Annotated in this window: 25 protein-coding genes; 12 read left to right on the plus strand and 13 right to left on the minus strand. The window is 60.9% G+C overall.

Annotated elements, in window-relative coordinates; all coding sequences use genetic code 11:
- Nucleotides 1-6 precede the first annotated feature (6 nt).
- From ADJ70_RS04100 to ADJ70_RS15550, 5 genes are read right to left on the minus strand one after another with little or no spacing between them, the layout of a single operon-like run.
- Entirely contained in the window at nucleotides 7-699 is a 693-nt protein-coding gene (locus ADJ70_RS04100) for an energy-coupling factor transporter transmembrane protein EcfT (protein WP_050343747.1), read from the minus strand.
- Nucleotides 696-2204, minus strand: a complete 1509-nt coding sequence (locus tag ADJ70_RS04105; RefSeq protein ID WP_050343748.1) for an ABC transporter ATP-binding protein — start codon at nucleotides 2202-2204, stop codon at nucleotides 696-698. Before ADJ70_RS04105 ends, ADJ70_RS04100 begins: the two co-directional genes overlap by 4 nt.
- 7 nt (nucleotides 2205-2211) lie before the next feature.
- Nucleotides 2212-3936, minus strand: a complete 1725-nt coding sequence (locus tag ADJ70_RS04110; RefSeq protein WP_050343750.1) for an ABC transporter ATP-binding protein — start codon at nucleotides 3934-3936, stop codon at nucleotides 2212-2214.
- Nucleotides 3937-3944: 8 nt separating this feature from the next.
- A complete protein-coding gene (locus tag ADJ70_RS04115; RefSeq protein WP_050344758.1) occupies nucleotides 3945-5708 on the minus strand; it encodes an ABC transporter ATP-binding protein in 1764 nt (587 codons plus the stop codon).
- Between the two features lie 46 nt (nucleotides 5709-5754).
- Nucleotides 5755-6378, minus strand: coding sequence for a TetR/AcrR family transcriptional regulator (locus tag ADJ70_RS15550; RefSeq protein WP_050343752.1), 624 nt, complete (start codon nucleotides 6376-6378; stop codon nucleotides 5755-5757).
- A gap of 397 nt (nucleotides 6379-6775) precedes the next feature.
- On the opposite strand from ADJ70_RS15550, the gene ADJ70_RS04125 reads away from it, so the two are divergent.
- From ADJ70_RS04125 to ADJ70_RS04140, 4 genes are all read left to right on the plus strand, one after another.
- Complete coding sequence (locus ADJ70_RS04125) at nucleotides 6776-7273, plus strand: isoprenylcysteine carboxylmethyltransferase family protein (RefSeq protein WP_050343754.1); 498 nt, start codon at nucleotides 6776-6778, stop codon at nucleotides 7271-7273.
- A 389-nt stretch (nucleotides 7274-7662) separates the two neighbouring features.
- Entirely contained in the window at nucleotides 7663-9279 is a 1617-nt protein-coding gene (locus ADJ70_RS04130; protein WP_050343758.1) for a peptide chain release factor 3, read from the plus strand.
- A 222-nt stretch (nucleotides 9280-9501) separates the two neighbouring features.
- Entirely contained in the window at nucleotides 9502-10095 is a 594-nt protein-coding gene (locus ADJ70_RS04135) for a helix-turn-helix domain-containing protein (RefSeq protein WP_253273229.1), read from the plus strand.
- A gap of 3 nt (nucleotides 10096-10098) precedes the next feature.
- Nucleotides 10099-10860 carry a CPBP family intramembrane glutamic endopeptidase gene (locus ADJ70_RS04140; protein ID WP_050343760.1) on the plus strand — a complete coding sequence of 254 codons (762 nt, stop codon included), beginning with the start codon at nucleotides 10099-10101 and terminating at the stop codon, nucleotides 10858-10860.
- 82 nt (nucleotides 10861-10942) lie between these two features.
- Here the strand turns inward: ADJ70_RS04140 and ADJ70_RS04145 are convergent, their stop codons facing one another.
- From ADJ70_RS04145 to ADJ70_RS14915, 8 genes are all read right to left on the minus strand, one after another.
- Nucleotides 10943-11722 (minus strand): MerR family transcriptional regulator, encoded by a 780-nt coding sequence (locus ADJ70_RS04145; RefSeq protein WP_050343762.1) that lies wholly within the window; start codon nucleotides 11720-11722, stop codon nucleotides 10943-10945.
- 382 nt (nucleotides 11723-12104) lie between these two features.
- Entirely contained in the window at nucleotides 12105-12245 is a 141-nt protein-coding gene (locus ADJ70_RS14490; RefSeq protein ID WP_216597313.1) for a hypothetical protein, read from the minus strand.
- A gap of 161 nt (nucleotides 12246-12406) precedes the next feature.
- Nucleotides 12407-12532, minus strand: a complete 126-nt coding sequence (locus ADJ70_RS15485; RefSeq protein ID WP_256381303.1) for a hypothetical protein — start codon at nucleotides 12530-12532, stop codon at nucleotides 12407-12409.
- 110 nt (nucleotides 12533-12642) lie between these two features.
- The gene (locus ADJ70_RS04150) at nucleotides 12643-12909 is read right to left on the minus strand and encodes a hypothetical protein (protein WP_050343764.1); all 267 of its coding nucleotides are present in this window, start codon (nucleotides 12907-12909) and stop codon (nucleotides 12643-12645) included.
- Nucleotides 12910-13013: 104 nt separating this feature from the next.
- Nucleotides 13014-13808 carry an Rpn family recombination-promoting nuclease/putative transposase gene (locus ADJ70_RS04155; RefSeq protein WP_050343766.1) on the minus strand — a complete coding sequence of 265 codons (795 nt, stop codon included), beginning with the start codon at nucleotides 13806-13808 and terminating at the stop codon, nucleotides 13014-13016.
- A gap of 604 nt (nucleotides 13809-14412) precedes the next feature.
- Nucleotides 14413-15591, minus strand: a complete 1179-nt coding sequence (locus ADJ70_RS04160; RefSeq protein WP_050343768.1) for a phosphoribosylaminoimidazolecarboxamide formyltransferase — start codon at nucleotides 15589-15591, stop codon at nucleotides 14413-14415.
- A 24-nt stretch (nucleotides 15592-15615) separates the two neighbouring features.
- Nucleotides 15616-16272 carry an IMP cyclohydrolase gene (locus ADJ70_RS04165; RefSeq protein ID WP_050343770.1) on the minus strand — a complete coding sequence of 219 codons (657 nt, stop codon included), beginning with the start codon at nucleotides 16270-16272 and terminating at the stop codon, nucleotides 15616-15618.
- The gene (locus tag ADJ70_RS14915) at nucleotides 16272-16448 is read right to left on the minus strand and encodes a hypothetical protein (protein ID WP_172674436.1); all 177 of its coding nucleotides are present in this window, start codon (nucleotides 16446-16448) and stop codon (nucleotides 16272-16274) included. The genes ADJ70_RS04165 and ADJ70_RS14915 overlap by 1 nt, the downstream gene beginning before the upstream one ends.
- A 1292-nt stretch (nucleotides 16449-17740) precedes the next feature.
- On the opposite strand from ADJ70_RS14915, the gene argJ reads away from it, so the two are divergent.
- From argJ to ADJ70_RS04210, 8 genes are all read left to right on the plus strand, one after another.
- Entirely contained in the window at nucleotides 17741-19027 is a 1287-nt protein-coding gene (gene argJ, locus ADJ70_RS04175) for a bifunctional glutamate N-acetyltransferase/amino-acid acetyltransferase ArgJ (RefSeq protein WP_083444084.1), read from the plus strand.
- Between the two features lie 46 nt (nucleotides 19028-19073).
- A complete protein-coding gene (gene argB / locus ADJ70_RS04180; protein ID WP_216597314.1) occupies nucleotides 19074-19973 on the plus strand; it encodes an acetylglutamate kinase in 900 nt (299 codons plus the stop codon).
- Between the two features lies 1 nt (nucleotide 19974).
- Nucleotides 19975-21231: an aspartate aminotransferase family protein gene (locus ADJ70_RS04185; protein ID WP_050343774.1), complete on the plus strand. Its 1257-nt coding sequence runs from the start codon at nucleotides 19975-19977 to the stop codon at nucleotides 21229-21231.
- 168 nt (nucleotides 21232-21399) lie between these two features.
- Nucleotides 21400-23133 (plus strand): hypothetical protein, encoded by a 1734-nt coding sequence (locus ADJ70_RS04190; RefSeq protein ID WP_050343776.1) that lies wholly within the window; start codon nucleotides 21400-21402, stop codon nucleotides 23131-23133.
- A gap of 147 nt (nucleotides 23134-23280) precedes the next feature.
- Nucleotides 23281-23934, plus strand: a complete 654-nt coding sequence (locus ADJ70_RS04195; protein WP_050343778.1) for a hypothetical protein — start codon at nucleotides 23281-23283, stop codon at nucleotides 23932-23934.
- Nucleotides 23931-24380, plus strand: coding sequence for a hypothetical protein (locus ADJ70_RS04200; RefSeq protein WP_050343780.1), 450 nt, complete (start codon nucleotides 23931-23933; stop codon nucleotides 24378-24380). Before ADJ70_RS04195 ends, ADJ70_RS04200 begins: the two co-directional genes overlap by 4 nt.
- A gap of 10 nt (nucleotides 24381-24390) precedes the next feature.
- Nucleotides 24391-25965: an AAA family ATPase gene (locus ADJ70_RS04205; RefSeq protein ID WP_050343781.1), complete on the plus strand. Its 1575-nt coding sequence runs from the start codon at nucleotides 24391-24393 to the stop codon at nucleotides 25963-25965.
- Nucleotides 25966-26124: 159 nt separating this feature from the next.
- On the plus strand, nucleotides 26125-26616 hold the full coding sequence (locus ADJ70_RS04210; RefSeq protein WP_050343783.1) for a hypothetical protein: 492 nt from the start codon (nucleotides 26125-26127) through the stop codon (nucleotides 26614-26616).
- The last annotated feature ends 101 nt before the right edge of the window (nucleotides 26617-26717 follow it).

The following is a 26717-nucleotide window of genomic DNA, read 5'->3' on the forward strand; positions in this document are numbered from 1 at the left end:
TAACTGTTAGCGCATCGACAATGAAACTCCCACGACAAGCGCGAAGAGCGCCGTCATAAGCGCAACGAGGAGGCCGTCCTTCGGGCTGAATTCGGCTATCTGGTACTGCGTCTTCTCACACGGATAGCTGATGCCCCGCGTCTCGGCGGAGGCGGAAAGCTCGGTGGCGGTCATCAGGACCCTCATGAGAATCGGCACGATGAAGGCCTCGTACGTCTGGGCAGGATGGGCGAGAACGCGTCGCAACGACAAGCCGACCCCCCTCGTCTTTAACCCCTGTTTTATATAGATGGCATCCTGCATGATGGAAGGTAGGAAGCGCAGGGCGACGGCAAACGGGATGATCACGACCTGGGGGACATGGCTCGACCGCAGCGACGAGATGAGCTCCGAGATCTCCGTCGTCTGAAAAAGCAGGCTTAGTCCGAGCGCGATCGTGAGCATGCGAAGGAAGAAGAACTGTATGACCGATGCGAGGTGCGCCGGCACCACCTGCGCCAGCAGGAACAGCAGGACGTAGACGGCCACATAGGCAAGCGCGTCTTTCCAGATGCCCGCCAACAGGGCAAACAGGAGCACGATCCCGAACAGGAGCGCCCCGGTGACGCCCCCGCCCAGCGAAAAGGCCAGCGTCGATGTGAGCAGGACCAGTAGCAGCTTAACACGGGGGTCGTAGCGCAATCCAACGGACTGTATCACAGGAGACCACCGCCGAGCATGATCTGTCGGGTCCTTTCCAGCGCCGCCTGCGAGGATAGGGGAAAGTCATCGGCTATGCGTCCCTCGGCGAGCGCAAGGACCCGCGTTGCCGTGAGGTCTACGAGCTCGATGTCGTGCGTGATGACGAAGACGAGCCTTCCCGATTCCCGAAGTTGGTTGATGGCCTGAGCAACCGCGCACATGTTGCCCCAGTCCAAGCCGCTCGTCGGCTCGTCGAGCACGACGATGGGTTTGCTGGAGGCCATGGCGGTGCCGATGGTCAGGCGCTGCTTTTGGCCCCCCGAGAGCGCGTAGGGGTGATGCTGCGCGAAGTCGGTGAGGTTGAGCATGTCGAGGATGCCGGCGATCCTTTCGTCGATGTCGCTCGCCCGCTCGTTGCCGAGGCGCAGCTCCTCCACGGCGCTCTCTTTGTACAGCTGGTGATCCGCTTCCTGCATGACGAAGTACGCGTAGTCGCTGAGCCGCTTTTGCCTCACCTGTGACCCAGCTACAACGAAGCGTCCGTTCCTGCAGGGGATCAACCCCGCCAGCACTTTGCCCAGGGTCGTCTTTCCACTTCCGTTGCGCCCGATTAAGGCGATGACCTCGCCCTTCCACGCGCTGAGCGAAACGTCGTCGAGCAGCAAGGGCTCGCCCCTGTAGGAAAACCTGACGTGACTTGCTCGGAGGAACACATCCCCCCTGCAGGGGGGAGCGGGCGGCGAAGCGTGCCTAAGCGATCCCAGGTCGAATGCGCGCAACTGCTTGTCGTGCAGGGCGTCGGCCGTCATCAGCTCCATATGGCTGCCCGCGCTGTCCTCGATAACCCGTCCCTGTCGCATGACTATGATGTGGTCTACAAGACCTGCCAGCCAGAACAGGCGGTGCTCCGAGACCACGATGGTGTGCCCAGCTTCCTTCAGGGCAGCAAGTACGTCTCTGACCTGGAGAACCGTGGCACTATCTAAGTTCGCCGTCGGTTCATCGAGGACGTATATCCCTGGGTTGAGGGTTGCCGCCGCAATGAACGCAACCTTCTGGCGTTGCCCGCTCGATAGCGAGAAGATGCTTTTCCCTTTCAGGTCCCCCATGCCCAGGGTGGCGAAGGAGTCGTCCACCCTCCTCACGATCTCCTCGTGCGCAACGCCGTAGTTCTCACACGCAAACGCGGCTTCCCCATCACTGCTCGTCGTGAAGAACTGGCTCCTGGGATCCTGAAAAATTGAAGCGACCAGCTTCCCCGCGTCTCCGGGGGTCGTCTCCTTGATAGAACGGCCGCCGACCAGGACCTCGCCGCTCAGCTCGCCCCTGAAGAAATGAGGGATCAGGCAGTTGACGCATCGCGTGAGCGTCGTCTTGCCGCTACCGCTCTCGCCGGTGACCAGTACCAGCTCGCCTGCGTCGATGGTGATGTCGACGTTCTGCAGGCTCCTCTTGTCCTGGCCCTCGTATTGGAACGAGACGTCGTCGAAGCGGATGAGCGGTTCTTGTGCGCCCCCTTGCATGCTGGGCTTACAGCCTCCACTCGATCGACTGCGTGCGGCATCGGATGAACCTGCTGTATATTCCGTCTTGGCTTGCCAGCTGCTCATGAGTCCCCTTTTGGGCGATTTTGCCCTGGTCGATAACGACGATCTGATCCGCATGGCGAACCGTCGAGAGCCTATGGGCTATCGAGATGAGGGTCTTGTCCCTCGTAAGCTCGCGTATGGCAGACAGAAGCTCTTTTTCGTTTTCCGGGTCCACGCTGGAGGTGGCCTCGTCCAAGATGACGATAGGCGCATCTTTCAGAATGGCTCGCGCGATGCTGACCCGTTGGGCCTCTCCGCCCGAAAGCGTCGAGCCGCCAGCCCCGACAACCGTGTCGTACCCGTCCGGCAGGGCTTCGATGAACTCGTGGCAGCGCGCCTTCTTCGCGGCCTCGATGACCTCCGTCCGGCTTGCCTCGGGCCTTCCGAAGCGGATGTTGCTCTCGATCGTGTCATGGAAGAGGTAGACGTTCTGGAAGACCATGCTGACGAGCGAAAGGAGGCTGCCGCAGGTGTACTCGCGCACGTCGTGCCCCCCGACAAAGACGGAGCCCGACTGGACGTCCCAGAACCGCGCTATCAGATTGCACAGCGTCGTCTTTCCCGAGCCCGAGGGACCCACGATGGCGCACGTGGTGTTTTGGGGGATGTTCAGGTTGATGCCCGTCAGCACCTCGCGGCTCCCATAGGCGAAGGCCACGTCTTTGAACTCTATGTCGTACGAGGCGGGGGCTATATCGTCCCCGCCCTCGTCGAGGAGGGGAATGTCGGCTATCGAATCGAGGCGGTCGAGCTGCGTCGTGAGCAGCTTGCTCAGAAACGCCCCGTCGCCCAGGAGCTCCAGCTCCATGAAGACGATAAAGGCGCAGACGATGAACAGGAGGCAGGAGGACAGGGAGATGGTTCCTCGCAGGTAGAGCAATGCCGCTACCAAAAACATCAGGCAGCTTGCGATCTTGAACACAGCTTCGTACAGCTTCATGGCGCCCGCCGTCGCGTGCGTCACTTCCAGGTCGCTTCTCAGCTTGTTCTCGAAGGCTTCGTCCACCTTGCCTTTGCTCTCCCTGCCCTTCCCGAAGGATCGCAGGATGGAGATGCCCCGAATGTACTCCAAGGCACTGCCGACCAAGCGCTCTTGGGCACCCTGCATATCCTTCGTATGGGCTCCCGCCCGCCTTCTGATGAGGGCGAGGACGGCCGTGCCCGCCAGGATGCTCGCGAGGGAGACGAGCCCGATCGGCAGGCAGGCAAGGCAGAGCATCAGGGTCATGGCGAGAGCCTGTGCGAAGCCGCCGACGAGGAACGTGAGGGCCAGCATGCAATTGCCCTCCAAGTCAGATATGGTTGTCGTGAGCACTGTCTGGATGGTGCCCAGGTTGCCTTCCGTGAAATAGCCCATGGGGGCCCGCTTCAGCTGCTCGCCGATCTCGAGCCGCCTATCTCGGAAGATGTCGTACCCTGCCACGCTCATCGTGATGTTGGTAAGGTACTGGAACAAAAACCGGCCCGCGACACTTAAGGTGACGATGGTGAATGCCTGTCCTATAATCGTGGCGGTGAGTGTGTTGATGTTGGCCATGATCAGCAATAGGGCAAAGAAAGGAAGCGCAGCGCAACATGACTTTAGAGTACTGAATACTATGCCGGCAATCACGCGCGGCCGATATGCACCGGACAAGGCAAGTATTCTTTTGACGATAGCAAACATGCGGCCCCCTATGCCAACTCGGCTACGCTGACGTAGTCGTTCCAGAGTCGTTGATAGAGTGGGCAGGATGCTAGGAGTTCGGACTGGGTTCCACGGCCCACAAGCTTGCCGTGGTCGAGTACCAGGATCTGGTCGGCGCCCTGAATCGTAGAGAGCCGATGGGCCACCACGATGAGGGTCTTGTCGCGGACAAGCTCGCTGAGCGCTTGTTGGATTAAACGCTCGTTTTCCGGATCGGCATAAGCAGTGGCTTCGTCGAGGATAACGACGGGCGCATCCGCCAGGATGGCCCGGGCAATCGTGATACGCTGGCGCTCGCCACCCGACATTCTGTTGCCAGCATCGCCAGCATCGGTGTCGTATCCGTCCTCCAACTGAACGATAAAGTCGTGGCAGCACGCGGCCTTCGCAGCCAGCTCCACCTCTTCGTCGGTTGCGCTGGGCCTTCCAAGGCGGATGTTCTCGCGGATGCTCTCGTTGAAAAGGAAGTTGTCTTGGGAGACGTAGCTTATCGCGCCCGTCATCTGCCGAGATGGGATGTCCCTGATGTCGGCTCCCCTGAAAACGACACGCCCTTCCTGGGGATCCCAGAAGCCTGCCATCAGCTTCGCGATGGTCGACTTGCCGGAGCCCGATGGCCCCACTATGGCACAAACGGTTCTTGGCTCGACGACGAACGAGACGTCCTTCAAGACCGTGGCGTCACCGTAGGAGAACCATACGTGCTCGAAGCGATATGCCGTATCGTCTAGCGGAATGTCCTGCTCGGGGCGCTTCAACTCGGCCTTTTCGAGAAACGCCTGGATGGTGGCGAGGTGGGCGCGAACCATATTGAACTGCTCGGAGTATCTTGCCACGCGCATCAGGGGTGCGATGAATCCTATGGGAAGGATGATGCAGACAATAAAGGCCGGGAGGGAAGTCGACCCCTCCTTGTAGAGCCATGCGCCTACGGGAAGGGTCACGAGCAGGGTGGTGGGCATGACTGCCTGCGCCATCGCCGACCAGAACCAGCTCTGCCTCCACCAAGACAGGGTACTGTCATGAAAGGAGCCGACGGCCTCGCTGAACTTCCCATAGGAGGAGGTCCCTTGATTAAACGCCTTGATAACCTCGATGCCCCCCACGTATTCGACGAGGGTGCTGTTCATGGCGTTTTGGGAGCTCGTGTACGTTGCGCTCCTGCTCTTATAGTCGCGCATCATGCCCGCATAGCACAGAAGGCCGAGTGGGATGGTGGCAAGGGCCGCCAAGCCCATGCGCCAGTCGAGGGTGAACACCACCACGATGCAGCAAAACGGCGCCACAACGTTGGATGTTACCTCGGGCATGAAGTGCGCCATGGAATCCTCGAGCTTTGAGACGGTATCCACCATGAGGGTCTTGAAGTCCCCCGCGGGGGTTTCCAGCAAGACGCCCAAAGGAACGCGAAACATCTTTTCCGCTATCGCGCTGCGCATGTTCTTCAGGATTCGATACGTCGCCTTGTGCGACATGAGGGTGGAGATGAAGGTCAAGGCCAGCCTGAGCAGCTGACCACCTAAGGCGACGGCGAAGAGGGCGAGCGCGCCTGACGTGGTGGCCGTGCCATCTAAGAGGCTTTCGACCATGATGGCAACGGCCGCAAAGGGGAGCATCCCGAAAAGCTCGCCGCATATGGCCAAGACCACTGATGCATACAGATGTTTCGCATAAGGACCCGCATGGTCAAGCAGCTGGCGTACGGAACTTGAACGATGGTCTGCTGCGCCGCTCGTTTTCACTATGCCCATCCTTGCCACCATTATTATCCGTATCTTACTGAAAATAACGAGACCATTACTTCGCGGACAAGCCAAGAATGCCGTACCACCCGTAGTGATGGAACGTTACGATGCTCTTTATGTAGTCCTTCGCTTGTTCGTAGGGGATGTCGCGGACGATGCATTCGCATACCGCGCTTATATATCCACGTGTCAGCATATGCACTTCGGTCTCGCTTGGCCTGTGGGAAGCCAGGCCGGTCTCGTACGCAGCGTCGATGAAGGCCATATTCTGTGCCGCATAACGCTCTGAGATCGTTTCGGTGAAATCTTCCGCAGATGACCCCTGCGCACACTTCAGAAGCAGCCTGAACTCATCACAGTGCTCGTACATGTAATCGATGTAATCCATCACCTGGGCATATGTCTGCTCGACGGAGTCGGAGTCAAGTGCCTTCTGGATACCGGCGGCGTCGCACCCATCGCGGTCGAGACGGGCGACTGTGAATTCGGACACTTCCTTCACAAGTGTGAGGAACAGGTCGTTCTTGTCTTTGAAGTGTCGGTAGATAGCTCCGGTGGTCACCTGGGCGGCAGAAGCGATCGACTTGAGCTGCGCTGCCCTGTACCCCTTCGCAAGGAATTCGGCTTTCGCGCACTCCAAGATGCGCTCTCTCGTCAAATCAGAGCAGTACGTCACGCAGCGTCTCCCTTTGATAATCATACTATCTTTGATAAACCGGCTATCTTTATAGCATAGATTATCGAGAAAGTAAAGAATGGCAGACTCTTTGGGGTTTCTGACGGGCAGTTTCGCTACGCCTTAACATGGCTTGCTCGCGTCTTGATTCCTCGAAAAGATGAAGCGAGGTGACTCGAAAAGCGTAGTTGAGTTCGTTCGAAAACAATAGATGGGGTTTCTCTACATAGAGGGGTTTCCGGGCACGGCGGCGCGCAGTTGCTTGCATCAACGCCTCGTTCCGTACTCACCCCTGCTTTTCGCCTGCTCATTTTTGAATTTCAGCGTGGCAAGATGGGAGAGTCATGTACGCGATGAAGTACTATGAGGCTAATAGTGATGAGTTGGAAGGGGGGCCATGGCGAGGGGCGAGTCTGGGCACCTGCCCTATGCGGGCGTGGGCCCCCTCTATGTTGTCGCCATCATCGGGGTGACGGTGCTCGGCATAGCCTTGGGACAGCTCGGCCTGATCCCCTGCGTGGGCTGGCCGGTCCCGAACGCCGCACGTATTGCTCTGGGCATCGCGCTGGTCGTGCTTGGGGTCGCGATGTGGCTGGCGGCATTCTTTGGCGCGGGCATAGACGATGGGATCCGTGAGAACCAGCTTGTGACCACAGGTGTCTACGCGTGGGTGAGAAATCCGATCTACGTGGCCTTTGCCATGGCGTGCACGGGGGCGATCGTGATGGCGGACAATGTCTGGCTGCTCGCTCTGCCCCTCCTGTTCTGGGCGTTCCTCACGCTGCTCATGCGGCACACCGAGGAGCGATGGCTCCTGGATCTCCATGGTAGCGTGTATCGCGCGTATTGTGAGCGCGTCAACCGCTGCATACCCTGGCTGCCACGTCGGCGCTAAGGCCTGTCCGTCAAGGCGTGCGTGAAGCCAGCTCTCCTTGCAGCCACCGGTTGCGGGAGAAAGAACATCGTATGCCAGAAGTGGCGTTCGTGTCGGGTGTGGTCGAGCATGACACCATGCGGCCGTTAGACGTATGCCGACGATGACAGCCCATGCTCGCAGCCGACGATCGTCGCGCATCTCGCACGACGGGCGCTAACGTCACCGAGCCATTGCATGGACTGGTGGCGTAATGTGTGCGGCTGGTGGCAGGCGGGTGTGTCCGTTGTTGTCGTGGTCCCTTCGCTACTACAATTTCTCAGGCTGGCAAACGTAGTCGAGATCGTCCGCGTGCGCCACCCGAGCCGGCCACATGCGTCATGTCGTAACGCACATGAGAAGGGACTTCCGTGCCAAGCTTGTCAGATCAAATTGCCTCGCGGCGCACCTTCGCCATCATCTCGCACCCCGATGCGGGCAAGACGACCCTCACCGAGAAGCTGCTGCTCTATACCGGTAGCATACAGACGGCGGGCTCCGTCAAGGGCAAGGCGAGTGCGCGCCATGCGGTCTCTGACTGGATGGACATCGAGAAGGAGCGCGGCATCAGCGTGACCTCGTCGGTGCTGCAGTTCACGTACGACGGCTACTGCGTCAACATCCTCGACACCCCCGGCCACCAGGACTTCTCCGAAGACACCTATCGCACGCTCATGGCCGCCGACGCCGCCGTCATGGTCATCGACGGCGCGAAGGGCGTCGAAGCCCAGACCAAGAAGCTCTTCAAGGTGTGCACGCTGCGCCACATCCCCATCTTCACCTTCGTGAACAAACTCGACCGCGACGCGCGCGACCCCTTTGACCTCATGGAGGAGATCGAGACGGTGCTCGGCATCGGCACCTACCCCATGAACTGGCCCATCGGCAGCGGCCGCGGCTTTCGCGGCGTGTTCGACCGCGCCGCGCGCCGCGTGCTCGCCTTCGAGGGCGACGGCCATGCCAACGCCACGAAGCGGGTGGACGAGGTCGAGGCCGAGCTGGGAGACCCTGCCCTCGACGAGCTCATAGGCGAGGAGAATCACCGGAATCTGGGCGATGACATCGAGCTCCTCGATGGTGCCGACAACGAGTTTGACCTCGAGGCCGTGCACACGGGCAAGCTCACCCCGGTGTTCTTTGGCTCGGCGCTCACCAACTTTGGCGTGGGGCCCTTTCTCAGGGACTTCCTGTGTCTGGCTCCCGCACCCCTGGCCTACATGGACAGGCTTACGGGCGAGAAGGTGGACCCCTCTCGCAACGACTTCTCTGGCTTCGTCTTCAAGATCCAGGCGAACATGGACAAGAACCACCGTGACCGCATCGCCTTCGTGCGCATCTGCTCGGGCAAGTTCGAGCGTGGCATGGATGCCCAGCACGTGCAGGGCAAGCGCAGGATCAAGCTCGCGTGCGGCACGGCAATGATGGCCGACGATCGTGCGACGGTGGACGAGGCGTACGCCGGCGACGTCGTGGGCCTCTTTGACCCGGGCCTGTTCTCGATCGGCGACACCGTCTGCGCGGGCAGGCGACAGGTGGAGTATCCCAGCATCCCGACCTTCGCTCCCGAGCACTTCGCACGCATCACGCAGGTTGACACGCTCAAGCGCAAGCAGTTCATCAAGGGGATGGAGGAGCTTGCCCAGGAGGGTGCCGTTCAGATCTTTCGCGAGCTCGGTACCGGCATGGAGAGTGTCATCGTGGGCGTGGTGGGCGTGCTGCAGCTCGACGTGCTCGAGCGGCGCCTGAGGAGCGAGTATGGCGTGGAGGTCATGCGCCAGCCGCTTCCGTACTCGGAGATTCGCTGGATAGTCAACAGTCCAGACGACATCGACGTCGCAAGGTTGAATCTCTCTAGGGACACCTGCCGTGTCGAGGACATGCGGGGCGGGAGGCTCCTGCTGTTTACCAACGAGTGGAACGTCGATTGGGCCATCGAGCGAAATCCCGACCTCAGGCTCTCGGAATTCGGTAACGTCTCCCTCTCGTGAGTGGGTATCGGCACGGGTACATTGAGGGACTTTAGAATCATTTAGAGCTTCCACCTGCGGTTGCGAGATGACATACGAGCCCTTTGGGGACATTCGGGAACGCTTGTTTTCTCTGGATGTCCCCTTTTTGCGGCTCTTCGGGGTTTCTGGTGGGTAGCACGGGCTTTGCTCGCAACTATTGGTTGCGAGAAGAATTGCAAGCTAGAATTGGTGGTGCATGTGATGGGTGTGGTTGAGCATGATGCCATGCAGCTGCTAGGCTCATACCAACGACGACAGAGAGAGGTTCCCATCATGAAGATCGAGACAGCGAAGAGACTTTACGAGTATCGTCGGGCCTCCGGGCTTTCCCAGGAGCAGGTTGCCGCTAAGATCGGCGTTTCGCGCCAGGCGGTGTCGAAGTGGGAGTGCGCCGAGTCATCTCCCGACACTGATAACCTCATCGCGCTTGCCCTGCTCTATGGGGTGACGGTGGACGAGCTGTTGTTCGCCGATCCCGAGAGGGCGATTGTCGCAACACTAGAGCGTGAGACAGACGCAGATGATCCCGAAGAGGGCGCTGAGAGCGCGAGCGTCGCCGAGGGGGCGCCTGCGGAGGCAGGGGAGGAGTCTGCCTGGCAGTCCCCCGAGCATCCCGAGCAGGACTACGTCAACATCAGCTTTTCCCAGGGCGTGCACGTCCGTGACTCCAAGGGAGGCGAGGAGGTCCATGTGGGCTGGGACGGCATCCATGTGGACAGTGACAAGGAGCACGTGCACCTGAACTTCGGAGGTCTGGCCAAGATGATTCGCGAGTTTCGCAAGGACCAGGAGTAGCCCATGGATGAGGCCATGACCGACGGACGGCACATCGCACGGTACCTCATCATCGCATTCGCGATGACCTGGACCTGCTGGATGGCCCGGGCCGCCCTGTGCGCGAGCGGGGTGGCCACGGTGGACTCACCCGCCGTCCTGCCCCTCTTTCTTATAGGAGGCTTTGGGCCGACGGTTGCCGCGCTGGTGGTGAGGCCTGACGCACGGTCGCTGCACGGGTTCGCGCGGTTTGTCTGCGGTGGCTCGAGGACCTCCATCGGATGGCTTTTCCTGCTCGTCGTACTTGGAGCGCTCTCCATCGCAGGAAACTCCTCCGGTCTCAACGCAGCGATTCCCGCGTTCGCGATTCCGGTGATCTTCCTTGTCACGACGCTCATCGGCGGCGGCAATGAGGAGCTGGGTTGGCGCGGTGTGCTGCAACCCGAACTCGAGGGGAGGCTGCCCTATCCTGTGGCCACGCTCGTCACAGGCGTGATCTGGTCGGTCTGGCATGTGCCTTTCTGGCTCACACCAGGTGACTCGCACCTCTCGTTCCCGTTCCTGCTCTTCGCCCTCCAGGCGGTCCTTTTGTCCTTCTGGCTTGCCGGCCTGCGCAGGAGGGGCGGCTCCGTCTTGTGGTGTGCCGTGCTCCATGGGGCCATGAACACGCTCATGTCGGCGTTCGTCCTGCAGCTGAATGCCCCGTTCGTCATCGGTATGCTCGCGATCACCGCCCTGTCGATCTGGATGGGTATGGCGGCTCAACGGGACGACAGGCGTGCCTGAACGGGGATTCCACCGGGGTGGGGCGACGGCTTGCCGTCCCGCCCCGGTTACGGTCCCGCCCCGGTCACGCATGCACCCTGTGCTACAGGTTGGCCTCCATCGTCTTCACGAGGAACTCTGCTCCGCCGTTGCCGGCTGCGGTGTCGTAGTAGTTCTTGAAGCGTGGGTCGCCTAGGTATCCGCGCACCAGCGCCAGGTGCACCTTGCGGTCGTAGGACTTGCCCCAGTGGATGCGCATCCAGCGCTCGTGCATGTGAGCGAGCTCAGCGGCTTGGTCACCCGTCGGGTCGCCCGATGCCATTGCCAGGCGCAGCTGTACCTTTATGGCCTCCTCAAGCAGGTCCTTCGCGTCCCACTCGTCGCGCGTGAGCGACATGATGCGTTCGTTGGCCGCGTCGATGGCCTCATCGCCGTAGCGCCTGCGCGCCTCGGTTCCGTACGTATCCTCGAACTCCTTCAGTCCTTGGGCCTTGATGGCCTCGAACCTCTTCTCGTTGTCCATGTTCTCGATCCCTTCGATAGTCGCGATAGCCGCCTTTGTGCGGGCCATCGCGTCCGACAGTGACTTCTTTTGCGCGCGCAGGGTCCTGAGGTGTGACTCAAGGGTGTCCCGGAGGCTTGCCTGTGAGTCCCTGAGCAGGTGACGGATGGTCGTGAGGGGAAGGTTGCAGGCGCGCATCGCAAGGATCTGCGACAGGCGTCTTGCGTCGCGGGGACCGTACGTGCGGTACCCGTTCTCTGCCCGGGCGGGCTCGAGGAGCCCCATGTCCTCGTAATGGCGCAGCGTGCGTGCACTCACGCCCGCCATCTGGGCCAGTTGTCCCACGCTGTAGTGTCTTCCCGCAGGTTTCGATTCGTCCATCTCACACCTCCAAGGGCATCATGGACCCTCACGTAGCGAGAGGGTCAAGGAACTTTACGTGACGAGAAGGCTACGGGGGTGCATGGGACTTGCCATGGGCGAGTGTCGAGGAAGTAAGCTATATCAACAGCCCTCGTGCAATATACACAAGGCAATCACACGCTAAGCATGGCATGCTCCCGTTGATGGAAGGTGAGGACGGGAGGCATGGCTTGGTGGGGCCGAGGACGGCGCTCGATCCGGGCGCGCGGAGGTTCCGACCACGCCGGGCCGGGGATGTTCTCGCGGCTCGTGGGGTATCGTTTGGGCTAAGTGTCACGATCCTGCCAAGATTCCGGCGCACTGTCGACCGCCCGGGCTCGTCGGGCCCTTGAGCGCCTCCTTACCCAGCGTGAGGCTGGTCTGCTCGCGCCGGCAGTGAGTGCGCAAGGACAAGCGCGACCTGGTCGAAGGAGGGGCCGAGCGCGCGCTCGAAGAGCTCCCCCTTGCCCGCGAACAGGAAGTAGAGGGCATCTGTCGTCACATGGGCCGCCGCACAAATGCTGCGCAGCGACGCCCCTGGCAGCCACGCTCAGCAAACTCCCGCGTCGCCGCAGCGATGGGGGTGCGCCTCGTGTCGGCGCTCTCCTCCCTCGTCCGTCTTATGTGGCTCTCCCAAGCGCGGGCGCGGTGCGCGCTGGCCCTTTACGCGAGCATGCGCTCGACCTCGTCGGGGTCGAGCCCCAACGACGCCGCACCAGCTCGTGCGTCCACGAGGCCGGCGCGCACGAGCTTGCCGCCGTGCGCATTGGTCTCCGTGAGCACCCTCATGAGGGCGGGCGTCGCACGGTGCGCTCATGTGCGGACGGGTTTTGCCGAAGCCCCGACTGCTTCCGCTCGACCACCGTCGCCTCGCGCACATCATCCCCCCGCAGCCGACCTCATCCCTCTGCCGCGAGCGCGCGCCTGATCTCGTCGGCGTCCACCCCCACCGAGGTGGCAGCGTCCTGTACGCTTACGAGCCCGTCGCGCACGAGACGGACGAGCGTCTCGAGCTTGCCCTCCGCGATACCCTCTGCGCGGATCTCCTCAATGACGCTTCCCATGTCCTCTCGCCCCTCCTCCGTCTCCCTGAGCCTGCGCTTCATCCTGGACGTCTCCGGGAAGCGCTCCTCTTCGTACGCCTCGGTCTCCGTGAGCACCCTCATGAGGGCGGGCGTCGCACGGTGCGCTGGTACGAGCTGGCCCTGCCGAGCTCCCGACTGCTTCCGGCCGCCGATGAGTCGAGCACGTCACCCCCGCGCAGCCGACCTCATCCCTCCGCCGCGAGCGCGCGCCTGATCTCGTCGGCGTCCACCCCCACCGAGGTGGCGGCGTCCTGTACGCTTACGAGCCCGTCGCGCACGAGACGGACGAGCGTCTCGAGCTTGCCCTCGAGCTTGCCCCTCTCCTCGCCCTCCGCGATGCACTCCGCGCGGATCTCCTCTATGACGCTTCCCATGTCCTTTCGCCCCTCCTCCGTCTCCCTGAGCCTGCGCTTCATCCTGGACGTCTCCGGGAAGCGCTCCTCGTCGTACGCCTCGGCCTCCGTGAGCACCCTCATGAGGGCGGAGACCTCGCTGCCGTCCCTCGCCAGGGCGTTCACGTAGAGCTCCTCGAGGCCGTTCTCGGCCGACTCGCCGGTCTCCCTGACGACCCTGTCCACATGATACAGCGGCCGGCCGCCCCTGAGGGGGTCGAACTCGCAGACGAGCACGACGCAGACGTCCGGGACGTCCCCGAAGGGGGTGCCCGGGCGCGTCCTGTCCGCCGTCACGAGCGAGGCGTAGTAGCGCGCCCTCCTCTGGAGGTCGCCCTTGTCGGCGCGCTGCACCTCGACGTCCACGAGCCTGCCGTCGGAGAGCTCGCAGAGGGCGTCGAGCACCGCAGAGCGCCCCCGCGTGTTCGTGACGGCGGACTGCGGCTTGCACTCCACCACCTCGAGCCCCGGGTCCTGGAGCAGCACCCTCAAAAGCTCCCCGCAGAAGGCCTTGCTCTGCGCCATCACCCGAAACATCAGGTCGTCTATGGGCCTCAGCTTGCCCACGTCACGTACCGCCCGTGCCATCCGACCACCGTCCCCCACTCGCCGCCGTTTCTTGCCACTCACTATAGCACAGGACTGGAACGCATGTTCTTGTCAATACAAGAGTATGGATACTTCGTGAATCCCCGTAGATTATTTTTCATGGGTTGGTCAGTAATGCTTCCTCGGGCTGGCGCATCGGATTCCGCTTGCGGTCCTGTCGAAGGTGGCGGATGACTTCTCGAATACGTCCCCACATGCTCCGCATGTCGCCTGTCGGCGCGATACCTTCTAGACATGGTTGAGGTTGTTGTTGCTCCCGAAGGCCGTGGCGGTACACCGCCCTCGTTTGGGCATGCGGGCCTTGCGCTCGCAGACCGAGCTGCCCGGCCCGGAGCGCATGTCGTGCGAAAACGGCAGATGGCTACCGCAGTCGTCGTGAGTCGTCGCGCATACGCACGGAGTGTTTTGGTCCAATGGGAACCGCGCAGCTGGGACTGCGGTGGGAGTCTTGGACCAGCGTGCTTCGTGGGATGCCAGCACCGGGTCCCGAGTGCCACGGCCCTGTTAGGACATGCTCCCGTTGTCGCCTCTCATTAACGGGAGCACGTCACACATAGCATGTAAATACTTTATGGATACAATGCTAGTGGTGGAAGAGCCGCGTTCCCGTGAAGCACATCGCGATGCCGTATCTGTCGGCTGCCGCGATCACGTCGTCGTCGCGGATGGAGCCGCCGGGCTCCACGATGTAGGAGACGCCGGACTTGTGGGCGCGCTCGACGTTGTCTCCAAAGGGGAAGAACGCGTCGGAGCCGAGCGTGACGCCGTCCTGCGCGGCAATCCACTCGGTCCGCTCCTCGCGAGTGAGGGGCTCTGGTCTCTCGGCAAACCACTGTTTCCACGCGCCCTCGGCCAGTACCTCGTCCTGCTCGTCGGAGATGTAGACATCGATGACGTTGTCGCGCTCGGCACGCCGGATGCCCTCGGCGAACTTGAGCCCAAGCACCTTGGGGTGCCGACGCAAGAACCATGCGTCGGCCTTGCTGCCAGCTAGACGCGTACAGTGGACGCGGGACTGCTGACCCGCGCCAATGCCTATGGCCTGGCCGTCCCTCACATAGCATACGGAGTTCGACTGTGTGTACTTGAGCGTGACGAGGGAGATGAGCATGTCCGTCAGTGCCGTGTCGGGCAGGTCCCTGTTGGCGGTCACGACGTCTTTCAGTAGCGAGCGGTCGATCGCGAGGTCATTGTGGCCCTGCTCGAAGGTGACGCCAAAGACGTCGCGCTGCTCGATGGGCGCGCAGCGGTAGTCGGGGTCGATCAGCACGACGTTGTACCTGCCGCCCTTCTTGGAGCGTAGGATCTCAAGTGCCCCATCGCTGTAGCCGGGTGCGATAATGCCGTCCGAGACCTCGTGTTTGAGGTATCTGGCCGTGCGCTCGTCGCAGCAGTCAGAGAGCGCCGCCCAGTCGCCATAGGAGCTCACGCGGTCGGCGCCGCGCGCGCGGATGTAGGCGCAGGCGATGGGGGAGAGCTCTCCCTCGTCGTCCACAAAGTACATCTGCCTGTCCACATCGGAGAGGGGCCTGCCCACGGCTGCACCGGCGGGCGAGACGTGCTTGAACGACGCTGCGGCGCTCTGTCCTGTGGCCTCCCTGAGCTCGCGCACGAGCTGCCAGGAGTTGAGGGCGTCTAGGAGGTTGACGTACCCGGGTCTACCCGAGAGCACTGTCATGGGCAGGTCGGAGCCGTCCCTCATGAAGACGCGTGAGGGCCTTTGGTTGGGGTTCGTGCCGTACTTGAGCTCGAGTTCGTTCACAGGTTCTCTCCCTAATCCTCGCCCTCAGTCACCGAGGTTCTTGTTGTACAGCTTCACCGTGCCCCCGACGTTGGCGTAGAGCGACACCTTGTTGTCGGCATTGAGGGCGACCCACAGCTCGTTGGCTGTGGGCAGGCTCACCTCCACCGGCTCGCCGACGAAGCTCGGCAGCGGATCACCGTCGCCTTGGTAGGTGCTGATGAGGTAGCCCGTGCCCTCGTCGGCGCCCTCGTAGCAGAAGAACTCGCGCTGGCAACGGCCAGAGGCGCCGGCCTGGCGCTTGAGGATGGAGAGCTCAAAGGAGCCGCCTGCGTGCAGGATGGCCGAGATGCGTGGCGTGAAGTTGGGGTCGTCTGGCTCGAACTCACGGGCCATACACGCCGCAAAGAAGTCACCTGTGTCCACGATGGTGTCGGTCTGGTCACCGTTTGTGACCACAAGGTCGTCTCCCATGCGGCGCACGGGGTGGTAGATGATGAGGCTTGCGTCCTTGAGGAGCGCGGGGTCGTGCGCCTCTGTGCGGATGCCGTCTGCTGTCAGCGAGAAGACGCGGTTCCTGCTGTTGGGGCTGCGGCCCATAATCCAGTAGTACGCGCAGTGCCTTCCTCCCCAGTCTTTGCCCACCACGATGCCGCGACCGGGGTAGGGGTTGTTCCTCAGGAGCTCGCATAGGTCTTGCATCAAAGGTCCCCTCTCGTCCGTCCCCTGCGCAGCAGCTGTCGCCCAGACGCTCGCAGCTGTGATAGAAGGCCCACGTCGCGCCGGAAGAGGTCTCCCGATGCCCTGTGCGCCGCGTCCCGCGCGCCGCCCAACTGGTGCCGGACGACATCGCCCGCCGCCCACAGGTATTCTATCATGCTTCTCTCGATTGCTCGCCAGGCCCCGCCGTCCTCGTGCGTCACGGGACCTGTGGCGCCCTTTGCACGGCAGCCTCTCGCGGATGTACCCCTGTCATGCCACAATCATGGGGTGGAAAGGCCGATGTCGCCACCATATAGTTCGAAGACTCCCTGTCAGGAGATGATGCGAAATGCCTTTCCCCAAGAATGAAGTCCGCAAGGTGTGCATGCACGATACCCGAGCGCTTCTGTGGGAGCGATCACACAGCAGATGCTTCGGGTATCTTTCCGAGATCCTCTCCAGCGATCTTATGATCGCAGGTAATACACCTCAGCCAAGTCGCAGGAGCACCCAACGAAGCAGTACGTGGGATAGTGACGCGCACCGTGGTGGCACACAAAGCGCGTCCTTCCGTGACGTCGCTGGCTCAGAATGCGCTTTTTCGTCGACCCGCGATCCCAGAGTGCGCTTTTCCGTAGAATGCGCCTTTTCTGACCTGCGCAAACGTCGAGTCGTCTCACGGAAAACCGCATTCTGTGCGTTGGGCCTCACGTAAAAGCGCATTCTGTCCCCGGGCCTTCACGGAAAACCGCACTCTTCACCCGCGTGGCCTTCCAGAGTGCGCTTTTCCGTTGACTCCAACCCCCAGAGTGCGCTTTTCCGTAAAGTGCGCCTTTTCTGACCTGCGCAAACGTCGAGTCGTCTCACGGAAAAGCGCAGTCTGCACGTTGAGTCTCACGGAAAAGCGCATTCTGCACGTTGGGCCTCACGGAAAAGCGCATTCTGCACGTTGAGTCTCACGGAAAAGCGCATTCTGCACGTTGGACCTCACGTAAAAGCGCACTCTGGCCCAACGTCTCACGGAAAAGTGCAGTTTGCAGCCCCCACGTCGCGCAGACTGCGTCTTTCGGTCACGTCGCCGCCTGGGAGGCGTGGGGCGCGCAACCCCCCGCCAGGCTGCGGGGCACTATGGAAAATGGCCCAACTGGGCAAATGCGTCCGAGCAACCCCCCGCCAGGCTGCGGGGGGGGGTTGCGCCAGAGTCCGCAAGCCTCGGTTTGGAGCCTGACTTCTGCCCGGGTGGCGCCGATAAGGACGGACACGCCTCGTGACGCTATGTTTCCAATTCGGTGAAACATCGCCTTTTGCGCCGTTGGGCTACCTCCCTGTGCTAGTCTTTGTCCATCGTGCATGCAGCAATATGCATATATGGGGGACACAATCCAATGGCGCCTGCGGCCCACGGGCTGCGGGACCAAGGTGTCGGAAGCGAGGCAGGATATGAGCTATGCAAGGAGAGGGGCTGCTCATGAGCGGATTTGAGCCGCTGCGCGTACCTGAGCGGGACGGTGCGGCCGAGGGCTTCGGCTTCGTGCCCTGCGAGGGCGGCGTCTGCGCCGCCAGGGGCATCCGGGCCACAGGCGTCTCTGCGGGCTTTCGCCACAATCCTGACCGTCGTGACCTCGCGCTCGTCGTCGCGGACAGGACCTGCGTCTGTGCGGGCACTTTCACCAAGAACCGCTTCTGCGCGGCGCCTGTGCAGGTCTCGCGGCCACGTGCGGCCTCGGGCCACGCGCGTGCCGTCGTCCTGAACTCGGGCAACGCCAACGCCGCCACGGGCGAGCAGGGCCTTGAGGTTGCACGCGCATCTGCGCGCATCGTCGCGGACGCCCTGGGCTGCGCTGCCGAGGAGGTGCTCGTGGCCTCGACCGGTGTCATCGGCGTGCCCTTGGGCCTGGAGTGCTTTGAGATGGGAGTGCCCGCCTGCGTTGGGCAGCTCGAGCGCTCGGTAGCGGCCGCCCACCACGCCGCCCGCGCCGTCATGACGACGGACACCCACTCCAAGCAGGCCGCCTACGTCGGCAGCCTTCCCGCTCCAGGTGGCGGGACCGTCGAGGTCCACGTGGGGGGTTTTGCCAAGGGCTCGGGCATGATCCAGCCCGACATGGCCACGATGCTCTCGGTGCTCTCCACAGACGCACCGCTCACGCCCAAGGCCGCGCGGGTGGCCCTGGGGCGGGCCGTGAGCCAGAGCTTCAACAAGGTGACCGTTGACTCGGACACCTCCACCAACGACTGCTGCATACTCTTTGCCACGGGAGAGGCCGAGCTCGAGGCCATCGACGAGGACTCTGCGGCCTTCCCTGCCATCTGCGCCGCCCTGCGCGCGACCTGCGAGGCGCTGGCCCGCCAGATCGCGGCCGACGGGGAGGGCTCGACCAGGCTCGTGACCGTCGACGTCATGGGGGCGGCCACCGAGGCAGACGCCGACGCCGTGGCCCGCGCCGTCGCAAACTCGCCGCTCGTCAAGACCGCTGTCTTCGGGCACGACGCGAACTGGGGCAGGGTCGCCTCCGCCGCCGGAAAGTGCGGGGTGGCCTTCGACCAGCGCAAGGTGGACATCGACCTGCTCGGCGTGCCTGTCTGCCGCAGTGGCCTTGCCGTGGCCATGGACGAGGACGACATGCTCAAGCGCTTCAAGGAAAGCGAGGTCCCCATAGCCATCGACCTGGGTATGGGATCGTGCTCCACGCGCGTCTGGACCTGCGACCTCACGCACGACTACGTGACCATCAACGGGGACTACCGCACCTAGGCGCGAGCCGCAGGTGCAAGGTCCCTGACAGGAAAGGTTGGCTGACATGGTGATGAGAAGGCGCAGGCCCAGCGATGCCTCGCAGGGCAAGGCTGAGGTGCTCGTGGAGGCCCTGCCGTGGATCAACGAGTGGGCGGGGAGCACCTTCGTGGTGAAGTACGGTGGCTCGGCGATGGAGGACGCCACGCTCCGGGCGAAGGTCATCGAGGACGTGCTGCTGCTCAAGCTCATGGGCGTGCACGTGGTGCTCGTACACGGCGGCGGCAAGGACATCTCGTCTCTGAGCGACCGTCTCAACCTGAGCGTGCGCTTCAAGGACGGTCTGCGCGTCACGGACGAGGACACCATGGAGGTCGTGCAGATGGTGCTCGTGGGCAAGGTGAACGCCGAGCTGGTGCAGGCCATCAACGGCTACGGCAACCACGCGGTGGGCATCTCGGGCGCCGACGGCCGCACGCTCAGGGCCTGTCAGCTCGATCCCGAGCTAGGCCGCGTGGGCCGCGTCACCGAGGTTAACCCAGACCTCGCCCTCAAGGTTCTAGATGACGGCTACATCCCCGTCATCGCAGGCGTGGGCTTTGGCGAGGACGGCGGCCCCTACAACGTCAACGCCGACTTCACGGCGAGCCACATCGCCCAGGCGCTCGGCGCGGACAAGCTCTTCTTCCTCACGGACGTCGATGGCCTCTACGCCGACTTCGACGACAAGGACAGTCTCATCGCCGGCATGGGTGTAGGGGAGGCGCGACACCTCATCGATGCGGGCACGCTCAGCAAGGGGATGATCCCCAAGGTGAGAAGCGCCATCGAGGCCATCGAGGCGGGCGTGGGCCAGGTCACCATCCTGAACGGCACCGTCGAGCACGCGCTGCTCGTCGAGACGTTCACCGACGAGGGCATCGGGACCGAGATATCCAACGACTCCCGCAACCCCAAGGAGGCATAGCATGTACGAGTTTGACACACACGCGGACTTCATCGCAGGGGACGAGCGCTACCTCATGCACAGTTACGCCCGGCTGCCCGTGAAGTTCGTGCGAGGCTCGGGTTGCGTGCTCACGGACTCTGAGGGCAGAGACTACCTGGACTTTTTGGGCGGCATAGGCGTGGTGTGCCTGGGGCACTGCCACCCCAGGCTCGTGGACGCCCTCAAGGGGCAGGCCGAGAGGCTCTGGCAGGTGGGAAACTACTTTCACGTCGAGAACCGCAGCGAGCTTGCGGCTGCGCTCTCGCGCCTGCTTGGTGCGACCACCGACGAGGAGGGTCACGTGACGGGCTCGACGGGCCAGACGTGGAGGACCTTCTTCGCGAACTCGGGCGCCGAGGCGAACGAGGGTGCCATCAAGCTCGCGCGCCGCTGGGGCGAGCGTAGGCTCGGCGGGGCCACGGGCATCGTCACGGCCAAGCGGAGCTTCCACGGCCGTACGCTCGCGACCTTGGCGGCGACCGGCCAGGACGTGTTTCATAAGAGCTTTGCGCCGATGCCCGCAGGCTTCATGTCGGCGGAGCTCAACGACCTTGCCGCCCTTGAGGAGGCTATCGCTAGGCCCGAGGCAAGCTGTGGTCCCGTCTGTGCCATCATGCTGGAGTGCGTCCAGGGCGAGGGCGGCGTCTGGCCGGCCGACCCCGAGTATCTGCAGGGAGCCGCTCGCCTCTGCGAGGAGCGGGGTCTCGTGCTCATCGTGGACGAGGTGCAGACCGGCGTCTTTCGCTGCGGCGCGCCCTTCTCGTACCAGCTCGCGGGCATCGTGCCGGACATCGTGAGCATGGCCAAGGGCATCGCGGGGGGCTTTCCCATGGGCGCCTTCTCCGCGCACGGAGAGGTCGCCGACCTGCTCGGGCCGGGAGACCACGGCTCCACCTTCGGCGGCAACCCGCTTGCCTGCGCCGTGGGCCGCGCCACGATGGAGACGCTCGTTGCGGAGGGCATAGGCGAGCACGTCATCGAGGTGGGAGCACAGCTTGCCGAGAGGCTCGCGGCGCTGCCGCACGTCACTGAGGTGCGTGGGCGCGGCCTCATGCGCGGCGCCCAGCTCGACGCGCCCATGGCGCGAAGCCTCGTCGAGCAGGGCCTGCGCGCGGGTCTCGTGCTTAACTGCGTGGGCGACTCGACCCTGCGCTTTTTGCCGCCGCTTGTCGTGACGGCAGGGCAGGTCGATGCCATGGCCGAGCGCCTGGCCAAGCTTATGGGGCAGGTGGCGTAGGGGCGCTGGCCGGGCGGGTCATCAAAGGTCATTGAGGGCAGCGAATGGATCATCGGAAGACGCGGCAAAGCGCCGGAGACAGGGGCGTCGCATCCCGTTCCAGTGTCCTCATCCATCAAGTGACGCTATGCTATCTGATATCAAGTATGGTGGAGAAAGGTGCTGTCAGTGGCAGATAGGATAATCCAAACGGCAGATTTGACTACGATCGAGAACAACCTGACTTCAATGCGTCGTGCAATTGAGCAGGTTGACGATTCCGTCGCTAACGTTAACCGTCAAATGAATGGCGTCGAGGTTCGGCTTGACGCGCTAGCAAGCGACTTCCGAGACTATGTCAATAATGAAATGCGACGTTGGGAACTTGAACACGCAACTACAAAGCTTAATAATATCAGACAGCAGCTTGCTGTAAAGTTTGGGCATTACTCGGAGGTGAGACGAACCACTACAGGAATACTCCAGGCAACCGATCTCGGTATTGTCAGGAATGCAACGATTACCAAAGCCTCCGAGGACCTTATGCTGAAGTGTCCCGAGTATTGGCTTGCTCCTTGTCTTGTGGCGCTCGCAGCGTGGATCAATGATGAGAAGGACATTGCCAAAAAGGCGCTCAAGGAGGCCATCCATCGCAATGATGAGAAGGCATCTCTGCTATTTGGGCTCATTTGCCGTCGTGCCAATAGGCAAGGGCCCGCACTCGAGTGGGTGAGGCGGTATCTTGCCAACCAAGATCCCGAAGGACTTGGTAGGGAAGCCATCATCATACTTGATGCGTATGCCACAGGTCTCTTCTCGGCCGATTCTGAGGGAGCGATCGCAGGCCAACTCAATGATTGGTGTGATCTGCTCGCCTCCCGTCCGGGGTTTCTTGAGGAGCAGACCAGCCGTTGGAAGACTGCCCTTAAAGACAAGCGCAAGCCTGTCGATCCAACCAAGTACCCTTACCTTCGCAAGTACTCGCACACATGGCCTATCCTCGAGGATATTCTTGAGGGAGCAATGGCTCATCAGTATATTCTAGCATATTTTAAGGATATCTTTGCACAGCAGCCCTCACAGGATGTCGTGAGGAAGCAACTTGACGATATTCTAACTACTCTTGTCTCTGAGTTCGATGACGAAGAGCTTCCGCTCAAGCGCGAAGAGCGTCTTTGTGAGTTGATTATCGAACACGAGGGCGATACCCAAGAGGCGCAGATATTGGCGGATCACGAGAAGACCTCCATGGAGGAGCAACGTGATTTTACCCAACTACTGACCGATGCAGCGATGTATCCCGATATCTCGCGCTCAAGTGTCTCGTCTCAGCAGTTTGCAGTGGCGTATTCACGCGAATGGATTTGCAATGGCTACAATGATATGGTTGCCGAGAATCGCATGAAGATTCCAAACGACATCGAAATTAACATCGACAGCTTCAATGCTGTCACTTCCGCTGGCACAGATGAGGAAAACCTCGTCAAGGCCTTTGATGAGCTGGTCGAGTCAGAGCGCAGTGCTGAGTTAGATAAGACCGTGCTTACGCCCTTTGAGCAAAACTGCCACTATGCTGGTATCGCATGCATCGCTTTCGGTCTTATTGCTCTTGCTGCTAAGCTAACATTCTTTGGAGTTCTCTTATGTATTGCTGGAATTGCTCTTGTATATAAACATTACTCACAGGAAAAGAATATAAACTCTCACCGTGATGTGATTAATTCGAACTATGACACAAAAAAAGAAAATGGTACCAAGCTGCTCAAGGCAACGATTGCCGAAATCGTTGACTTTCGTATCGAGTTTAGTCAATATGATGCCGGAAGCCAAGAAGTTCTTGATATGCTTAACGAGCTTTCACCTGATGAGTACGTGAGGACCCTTACCGGCGTCACACGTCACATCGTCTCGGCTACTCATTGAGAAGGGGGATGAATTTACGTGTTTTGCCCTATGTGTGGGAAGAAGAATCGTGACTCCTCTAACTTTTGTGCCAGATGTGGCGCATCGTTGAAAAGACTTGGTGTTCCTGCTTCGCGCGCGGACGCGGCCCCAGAGAGGGGCGGGAGCGTGGAGGCGCCGGCCGAGCAGGCGTTTGCGAACGTAGTTCCAGAGGTGGACAGCGTCCCGTCCAAGGAGGTCGGTGAGGTAGCCGAGCGTCAGCAGGACATTTTGGTGGACGCGGCCCCAGGGGGGAATGACGCCCCGTTCGAAGAAGTCGCTGAGGTAGCCGAGAGCCAGCAGGAGGTGATCGCTGACGTGACCCCAGAGGGGGGCGGGAGTGTGGAGGTACCGGCCGGGCAGGCGTTTGCGAACGTGGCCCCAGAGGGGGATGACATTCCCGCAAAGCCCGAGCAGGCCACACCAGAGCCCAATCACATAGCAATGGCCGAAGAGACGGGTCCGTCCTTACCATTCGAAGCGATCTCCGAGCATACCGAGGATGCCTTTGCTGCAGTGGCCGATGAGGCCAACGATATGGATACGCTTGCACCTAAAGGCACTGCAGGTGACCCAAGTCCTGCCGACAACGGTGTCGGCAGGATGTTCGCGAGTGTCGACGTCGGCACGTTCGTCAGCCCACGCCCGGTCAACAACGACGTCGGCAAGGGTAACGAGAGCGTTATGGAAGCTTATCCAACATTCGCGCAGGGTTTACCTGATTGGGATCTGACTCCCCCCAGTAGTATGGTTATTCGACATGTTAGGATGGCTCAAAAATGAGAAGCCCCCATACATATGCAGAGTGGGTTGAGGTTATCGACATATTCGGCAATAGGCTTGACGACGATGGCGCCATCTCGGCCATGCGTTCGGGAACTCTCGATTGGCAGGCGGGTGTATCGGATAGGTTTCTTCAAAAGCTTATCGGTGCCGTCAACAAGAGGATGAACGCCGCAGTAGACGCCTTTCAAAAGAGGCAGAGGCGGTCGGTGGCTGACGAGAGATCAATAACCGAAGCTTTGCTTGCGTTTCGTCGAGAGTTCATCACCTTGATGAATGCGGTGGATATTCCAGCTATGCCTGAAAAGTATCGTGAGGAGTGCCGATCTCTCATCCGAGGCCAAGCTGATGCCAATCAGTCAAGCCTCGAGGACTCTGCACCCAGAGTGGACAGAAGCGGCAAGCTTCTTTCCATCATCCATAAGACTCCAGTTAACAAATTCTGAGGTAGCCCGAATGAGCAGCAAGCATGAGACGAGGGACTTGTTGGTGCGCTATGCGAAGGCCCGCATCCCTCTCATAACCATCAAGACGGATGAGAGAAGGCGGGCTATCGAGATCTTGACCGAGGTCGCCGAAGAGCTTGGGGTCAAGGTATATTGCCACACCAAGTCAAAGGGGATCTATGACGTCACATCCATGCAGACCGTCTGCGATGGGGAAAGTGTCTACGAGGCCTTTGATTTCATGCGTGAGCAGATGAAGAAGCGTAGCCAACTTACCTTCGCGTTGTCAGAGACGGGGGACATCTCCACCGAGACGGGAGATGCCCAGGATCTCTACGACCTCGTGCAGTCAGCAGTTGATGCCTCAACCACCATCATTGTGATCACCAACAAGGACGTGTGGGGGCAACTCCAGCAGACGGGGCTCGTAGTCGTTCTGGACCGTCCCAACGAGGAGGAGGCCTATGCTGTCATCAGGGGTCTGATCGATCAATACCGGGGTAGCATCCCCATTGAGTGGACGGATGAGGAGGTTCGTGAGGCCGCCAGCGCATTGGCCGGGGTCTCCCAGATCGAGATCGAGAATACAATCGCCTCCCTTATCGCGAACGGGCACATTGGTGAGGATGATCTCGTCGAGATCCGCGGCTCAAAAGACAAGCTCTTCTCGAACATCAGTGGACTTGAGAAGATACAGACCAGTAAATCCGATGCAGAGGTCGGTGGCCTTGCAGCCTTGCAGGAATGGTGCAAGGAAAAGAAGGAACTGCTTACCCCCGAGAAGCGCGACGCCCTTCTCAAGATGGGGTTGAAGCCTCCCCGCGGGATTTTGCTTGTTGGCGTCCCGGGTTGTGGTAAGTCCCTCTCAGCGAAGTCAATTGCGTCAAGTTGGAAGTTGCCCCTCTATCGCCTTGACTTCGCAACCGTTCAGGGTTCCTATGTTGGCCAAACCGAGAGGCAGCTCAAGGAAGCCTTTACTATGGCGGAAGCCGTCTCACCCTGCGTTCTCTGGATCGATGAGATCGAGAAGGGGTTGTCTGGTGCCACCGCGTCAGCCGGCGATGGCGGCGTGTCCACTAGGATGGTCGGCCAGTTCCTGTTTTGGCTCCAGGAGTGCATGAAGATGGTGTTCGTCATTGCCACCGCGAACAACGTCTCACAGCTACCGCCCGAGTTACTCAGGCGCGGGAGATTCGATGAGATATTCTTCGTCGATCTACCCACCACCGAAGAACGTCAGTCCATCATGTCACTCTATATGAAAAAGTACCTGAGTCTTAATTTCGCAGGACCCCTTGCCGATGAGCTGGTGGAGCTTACGGAGGGATTCAGCGGGGCGGATCTTGAGTCAACAATTCGAGATCTGGCATATCGGAAGGTCGCGAATCCCCAGCTTTCCATTACTGCGGATATTATTAGAAAAGCATTCAACAATGTTGTTCCCCTGTCGCAAACCAGTCCCGAGCAAATCGAGTCGATTCAAAATTGGGGGCGTGAACGTGCCGTCCCTGCCTCGGGCAAGCCAATCGGATCACATCCTCTCCAAAGGTCTGAGGGGCCGCGCGTTCGAGAAGTCCTCATATGAGGGAGTCAGCTTGGTCGATCGTAGGGCTTCCCTAAGCCGCATAGATGCACTCCCAAGACTCGTTGAGCTTGATTTCGCTCCGCGAAAGTCCCGGCCAGCTCGCTACGTACGCGTCAGGATAGCCGCACATTTTGAATCAAGGAGAAAGGAAGTATCCAGATGCCACGCCAGCTACTTAACGTTCATGCAAACAGTAGACGACAGCAGCAACTCGATGTGCAATCTAGCTCAAAAAAGGCTCAACAGAAAGTAAATCCCGTCACATTTGAGCGTGCACTTCGCAAGCATCGATCGAAGCGCTACATCGAACTCATGAAAAAGCTCGACGCTGGGGGACACGTTACCAACCAACAGCAGGTCAATTACTTGATCGCAGCGCTTCGTAACGAGCTCGGAGAGCTTGATGAGAGCCTCTCAGACTCTTTGCGGGGCATTGTCTCAAAATGCTATCTGGGTGATCCATACGAGGTTCATACGCTTGATGTGGCCCAATGCATAATTGACCATTACGCGCGAGGCGAGCGCCTTCCTGGCACGCTCGAGAAAGTTCGAGGAATCGCCATGCTGGGCGGATATGACTTCATCGAGGTCTACGATGGCTATTTCTGCGCGGTAAGCGATTCTGGCTCTGTGTCTGTGATCAGGGGATAGGCTCCATCATCACTGGTCCTCTTCGATCGTGAGCCGGTGCGCATCACGCGCATCGGTACGCTGCCTTGGGCGGCAGACGGGAGATACACGCAAGAGCGTCA

The sequence above is a fragment of the Olsenella sp. oral taxon 807 genome (assembly GCF_001189515.2).
Classification (GTDB): Bacteria; Actinomycetota; Coriobacteriia; order Coriobacteriales; family Atopobiaceae; genus Olsenella_F.

Excerpts from the sequence above, each read along its gene's own strand:
- ADJ70_RS04105 (WP_050343748.1), bottom strand. The coding sequence starts at position 2,204 with ATGCAAGGGGGCGCACAAGAACCGCTCATCCGCTTCGACGACGTCTCG.
- ADJ70_RS04110 (WP_050343750.1), bottom strand. The coding sequence starts at position 3,936 with ATGTTTGCTATCGTCAAAAGAATACTTGCCTTGTCCGGTGCATATCGG.
- ADJ70_RS04115 (WP_050344758.1), bottom strand. The coding sequence starts at position 5,708 with ATGGGCATAGTGAAAACGAGCGGCGCAGCAGACCATCGTTCAAGTTCC.
- ADJ70_RS04125 (WP_050343754.1), top strand. The coding sequence starts at position 6,776 with ATGGCGAGGGGCGAGTCTGGGCACCTGCCCTATGCGGGCGTGGGCCCC.
- ADJ70_RS04135 (WP_253273229.1), top strand. The coding sequence starts at position 9,502 with ATGGGTGTGGTTGAGCATGATGCCATGCAGCTGCTAGGCTCATACCAA.
- ADJ70_RS04140 (WP_050343760.1), top strand. The coding sequence starts at position 10,099 with ATGGATGAGGCCATGACCGACGGACGGCACATCGCACGGTACCTCATC.
- ADJ70_RS04145 (WP_050343762.1), bottom strand. The coding sequence starts at position 11,722 with ATGGACGAATCGAAACCTGCGGGAAGACACTACAGCGTGGGACAACTG.
- ADJ70_RS15485 (WP_256381303.1), bottom strand. The coding sequence starts at position 12,532 with ATGAGGGTGCTCACGGAGACCAATGCGCACGGCGGCAAGCTCGTGCGC.
- ADJ70_RS04150 (WP_050343764.1), bottom strand. The coding sequence starts at position 12,909 with ATGAGGGTGCTCACGGAGACCGAGGCGTACGAAGAGGAGCGCTTCCCG.
- ADJ70_RS04155 (WP_050343766.1), bottom strand. The coding sequence starts at position 13,808 with ATGGCACGGGCGGTACGTGACGTGGGCAAGCTGAGGCCCATAGACGAC.
- ADJ70_RS04165 (WP_050343770.1), bottom strand. The coding sequence starts at position 16,272 with ATGCAAGACCTATGCGAGCTCCTGAGGAACAACCCCTACCCCGGTCGC.
- ADJ70_RS14915 (WP_172674436.1), bottom strand. The coding sequence starts at position 16,448 with ATGATAGAATACCTGTGGGCGGCGGGCGATGTCGTCCGGCACCAGTTG.
- argJ (WP_083444084.1), top strand. The coding sequence starts at position 17,741 with ATGAGCGGATTTGAGCCGCTGCGCGTACCTGAGCGGGACGGTGCGGCC.
- argB (WP_216597314.1), top strand. The coding sequence starts at position 19,074 with ATGGTGATGAGAAGGCGCAGGCCCAGCGATGCCTCGCAGGGCAAGGCT.
- ADJ70_RS04185 (WP_050343774.1), top strand. The coding sequence starts at position 19,975 with ATGTACGAGTTTGACACACACGCGGACTTCATCGCAGGGGACGAGCGC.
- ADJ70_RS04200 (WP_050343780.1), top strand. The coding sequence starts at position 23,931 with ATGAGAAGCCCCCATACATATGCAGAGTGGGTTGAGGTTATCGACATA.
- ADJ70_RS04205 (WP_050343781.1), top strand. The coding sequence starts at position 24,391 with ATGAGCAGCAAGCATGAGACGAGGGACTTGTTGGTGCGCTATGCGAAG.
- ADJ70_RS04210 (WP_050343783.1), top strand. The coding sequence starts at position 26,125 with ATGCCACGCCAGCTACTTAACGTTCATGCAAACAGTAGACGACAGCAG.